We start from the raw sequence: 3,874 nt of genomic DNA, 5'->3' as shown, positions 1-3,874 counted from the left end.
CAACGCCGAGCTAAGGGGCGCGCAGCGAAGCGGAGCGTCCCTTTGAGCGCCGTGTTATGCGAATTTATCTTTTTTCCCTTGCCCATTCTCTTAGCTGCTGTATTTTGGTTGATGTATCAGTGGTGTTGTAGAAAGAAAACGAGCCAGAGCAAGCAAAAACGAGCCCGTTTGATTCTTTGTTAAGAAATATTACATATTCCCAGCCGGGCCGAAGGCCCAGCATGCAGTTTCCATTGGCGAACGGTAATTCTTTTAGGAAATTTGGAGAAAACTTTTTGCCTTTAAATACTTCCTTTTCTTCGAAAGAGATGCGGACATATTCACCATGAGCCATATCGATAATGTCAGAATCGGCATTTCCTAATTCACTCACATCCCTAAGTTCTGCGACAGTGATTTTTACATGCGCGACATAGTCGGCCTTGATATATAGGCTTTGCTCGGTTTCACCACCTACACATTTGCAGGCTAAGACAGCTTCCACTGGAAGCACAGTCAAAATAAAAGCTACAAAAATCGAGGGAAAAACTTTAAACATTGTCCTGTAAGCTGTATGCATAACGAAAAGGGTAACTTGACGGCAAAAGTGTAGCGACGATAGGAGCGTAGCTTTTGCCGGTCAAGTTGACCCGTTGGTTGGGCATCACCGTTTACCTCTCGATAATTGTTTGTTGACAAAAATAAGCCATTTATCTTGAGGGTTGGAAAGTTCTTCAAATTGTTTAGTGTCCGGTTTTCCTCCAATAAGCATCAAATAGTAATGATTAACTTCAAAAGCAGGTGGAATTACCGTGCAATCACTTTTTATACCAAGGCGGCCGCTATTTTGCTTCCAGAATGCAGATTCTGTGTGTCCTGAGAAATGTGTCATCCAATCGCCAGAACTCGGCAAGCGGCACAAAATTGGAAACTGTTCCGGTATGGTACCTTTTAGAGGCTGAATCACACGAAATTGACAGGTATCTTTTGGAGTATTAGGAGCGGAAATAGCTTCAACAATTAAAATGGTTGCTGCCTCATTTACCAAAGCCGCATGATCTCGAAATAGCATTGGTGGTGGAGCTATACATGGCATAGCTGCACCACTAAAACTGAGAATTACCAAAGCAACGAGACTTCGATTCATGACGCCCAACGCCGAGCTCACCCGACGAAAACCGCATCGCGGTTTTTGGTCGGGTGAAGCGGCTGGTTAGGCAAGCTTCTTCGCACTTCACTCGGACAGCCATGACTCGCCATGCAATTGGTGTATAAACTCAAGTTTTGCCTCCGCTCGTTTTCTTGCTACCTCTTGAGGCTCCGAAATATTCGGGTCTACCTCTACTTGATATGTAATACCAGTGGGTTCATGAACAAGGCAAATAACGTTTCGGTTACCTGCCGACCCAATTTCTTTCACTGGCACTTTACCTTCCCACTGATATGGAACCTCAACAATCCGAATGTCAACCATTCTTGCGTCTGGAATGTGTCTCAAATTCATGTTTGCCTAACGTAGAGCTAACCGGCGCTGCGCGGCTTTATCGCGCAGCGTCCAGCGACCGAAGGGAGCGAGGTTGAGCGCCATGTTATGCGGCTAATCTTGGTTGTGCGCGCCATAGTCAATTAACTCCCATGGGATTTCCCGTTTGAAAATGGCGATGGATTCCTCGACGACGCTTAGCGGTACACCTTTTTTGTACAAGGTAACTTCTCTCGACTTCTTAGTGTCATCGCGGAAGATTTCCAGCGCTAAGTCGTCTCCGAGATAGATCTCGACGCCAATGCCATCGCGATCGCTCACGTCGCTTGCCACCACCACCTTGATTTGATGCTCATCGTTCATTCGCTTCGACTCGCAAGAGACGCATAACGTAAAAGTAAGGGGCGCGCCGGGGCAAAGTTTAACAAAGCCAGCGAACCCGAAAAAATAAGAAAGGTTAACAAACGCCTGCGTCCGGCGCGTCCCTTTGACTACCATGTTAGGCTACTTTCGCCAATGTTTAACTAAATTCCCAAATTCCGTTTTTTCGAAAAAGTGACCTCGAGGCCATAAGATACTAGAGGACTGACCTTCATTTTGAAGTTCATTGGCATCTACACCTTTCCGATACGCCCATCTGCGCCATAAGGACACATTTATAGACCACCACATCCAAGCACCGATAAATCCACCTGTTAAACATAATATTGATACGGTAGCCTCATTGTTTGACAGCAATTCTTTCTGAACGAAAAATGGCCCCAGAAAAATTGGTAATATCGGAACGTTAACCCAAAATATGCCAACCCAAATTGCTTTGCTCGTTTCTTTTGCGGGTGAAAGCCCCAAGGAGCGCTGTTTTCTTTTTACCAAAATCGATAGGACGATATATGCAATACACATTGCGACTAACACGTAGATTTTCATAAATTCGACAGCCTAACGTGGAGGTAACCGGCCTTGCGCGGCTTTATGCGCAAGGTCCGGTTGACCGCAGGGTTGGGCGTCTTTGACGGCACGCGGACGACCTGGTTTTACCAACCGTACACGAGGCTCGCTCGTAGCCGCCACCTCAACAATGTGGTTCTCACACAAGACCGCAACATGCTTGTAAGGCCCAGGGTAGTCAGCAGACGCGAACGTGGCGCTGCGTATGTACTCTAAGAACGGCGACTCGGAGTAGAAGCGAACCTTCTGACCGGTGTAGGTGCCGGACTTATCAGCATTGGCATAGGACTCGTTTACGACGGAGTAGCAAATGTATCTCTCCCAAGTGACCTCGAAGATTCGGCATGAGACGTCGTGTTCGACCTTCCGCAGCCCCTGCAACGTAACGTTGTTTATCGTTATGTCTTCCGGTAGATCGTTCGGACGCGCTTCCTCAATGACCAAACGAAGCGAGTTGTCCTCCGGCTCGGAGATTTCACGGAGGTAGAGCCATTTGCATTCGTCAAGTTGCTGGATCATGGCAATGAAGACGCCCAACGTAAAGCTAAGCCGACCGCTGGAGCGTAGCGGAAGCGGGTCGGCTTGAGCGTCGGGTTAGCCGTTTTTAAGTTCATAATTAATATTATCGAGTTTTCCATTATCGCTATTCCCCGGCTGGGTGAGCCCCATGTGCTTTATTTTTCCACTCAACTCCTCTGGATAGAACTCTGGTTCGTTCAGGTCTTCCCAGGCATATGCGTCTGGATATTGTCCATTATCTTCTTTCGTATCATAAATCTGGATCCGCTCGATTTTCCATCCAAACTCCCTTAGCAATGCCTCTTTTGTTGCCTCGAGTCGAATTTGATAAATCGTTGGAATTTCTGACGGTTGAAAATACGCCGGAAGTATTTCCGCAGAAATATCGAGAGCTAGATCATCTAGGATTCTGCAAACATCTTCGCTCTGTTGCTCATCAAATGGGATGACTACCACTTCTACAAGTGGTTTTCCCTTCTTTGCCAATTCTGTTAATAGTGGCTTTGGTTTCGGCATAGGATCATGAAGGCTAACGGGGAGTTGAGCGGCAAGCGGAAAGTCGGTAGTCTTTTCCCGCACATTGGACCCCGTTGAGGTTAATTGACTCCCGCATGGTAGGCCCGCTTGTCCGCTCGAACGACGTGGTTAGGCGCAGACTGACCGCGTCGTTCAAACGCATTGCCGGCCTTTTTTTAATTAGCGTTACATGTAACATTTACGAGGTTTCCCATGTACAAACAAAAGCCAAACGGCACTTTCCGCATGCGTGCCAGCTTCCAGGTCAGCACCCAACAGGTTGAGGGCTTGAATGTCATTTGCCGGCGCACCGGCTTGCCTTTCTCCGATGTCTGTTCGAAGGCGCTGGATATAACCCTGGCCCATTACGTCAAGGACGGCCAATTCGTTTACCCCGACCACACCCCCATCCTTACCGAAAATTCGGCC

General features: G+C 47.6%; 6 protein-coding genes. 1 reads left to right on the top strand and 5 read right to left on the bottom strand.

Annotated elements, in window-relative coordinates; all coding sequences use genetic code 11:
• Positions 1-64 precede the first annotated feature (64 nt).
• The 5 genes from NP603_RS21640 to NP603_RS21620 form a co-directional block, all read right to left on the bottom strand.
• A complete protein-coding gene (locus tag NP603_RS21640) occupies positions 65-538 on the bottom strand; it encodes a hypothetical protein (RefSeq protein WP_256612944.1) in 474 nt (157 codons plus the stop codon).
• A gap of 105 nt (positions 539-643) precedes the next feature.
• Positions 644-1,126 carry a hypothetical protein gene (locus NP603_RS21635; protein WP_256612943.1) on the bottom strand — a complete coding sequence of 161 codons (483 nt, stop codon included), beginning with the start codon at positions 1,124-1,126 and terminating at the stop codon, positions 644-646.
• A 450-nt stretch (positions 1,127-1,576) separates the two neighbouring features.
• A complete protein-coding gene (locus tag NP603_RS21630; protein WP_256612942.1) occupies positions 1,577-1,825 on the bottom strand; it encodes a hypothetical protein in 249 nt (82 codons plus the stop codon).
• Positions 1,826-1,966: 141 nt separating this feature from the next.
• The gene (locus tag NP603_RS21625; RefSeq protein WP_256612941.1) at positions 1,967-2,389 is read right to left on the bottom strand and encodes a hypothetical protein; all 423 of its coding nucleotides are present in this window, start codon (positions 2,387-2,389) and stop codon (positions 1,967-1,969) included.
• A gap of 615 nt (positions 2,390-3,004) precedes the next feature.
• Positions 3,005-3,508 (bottom strand): hypothetical protein, encoded by a 504-nt coding sequence (locus tag NP603_RS21620; protein WP_256612940.1) that lies wholly within the window; start codon positions 3,506-3,508, stop codon positions 3,005-3,007.
• Positions 3,509-3,658: 150 nt separating this feature from the next.
• On the opposite strand from NP603_RS21620, the gene NP603_RS21615 reads away from it, so the two are divergent.
• Positions 3,659-3,874 (top strand): hypothetical protein (locus tag NP603_RS21615; RefSeq protein ID WP_256612939.1); only part of this gene is annotated, 216 nt, incomplete at its 3' end.

Source organism: Methylomonas aurea (assembly GCF_024505045.1).
In the GTDB taxonomy this organism is placed as follows: domain Bacteria; phylum Pseudomonadota; class Gammaproteobacteria; order Methylococcales; family Methylomonadaceae; genus Methylomonas; species Methylomonas aurea.
Note: the sequence above shows the minus strand (reverse complement) of the source record. Positions and strands in the feature narration are given on the sequence as shown.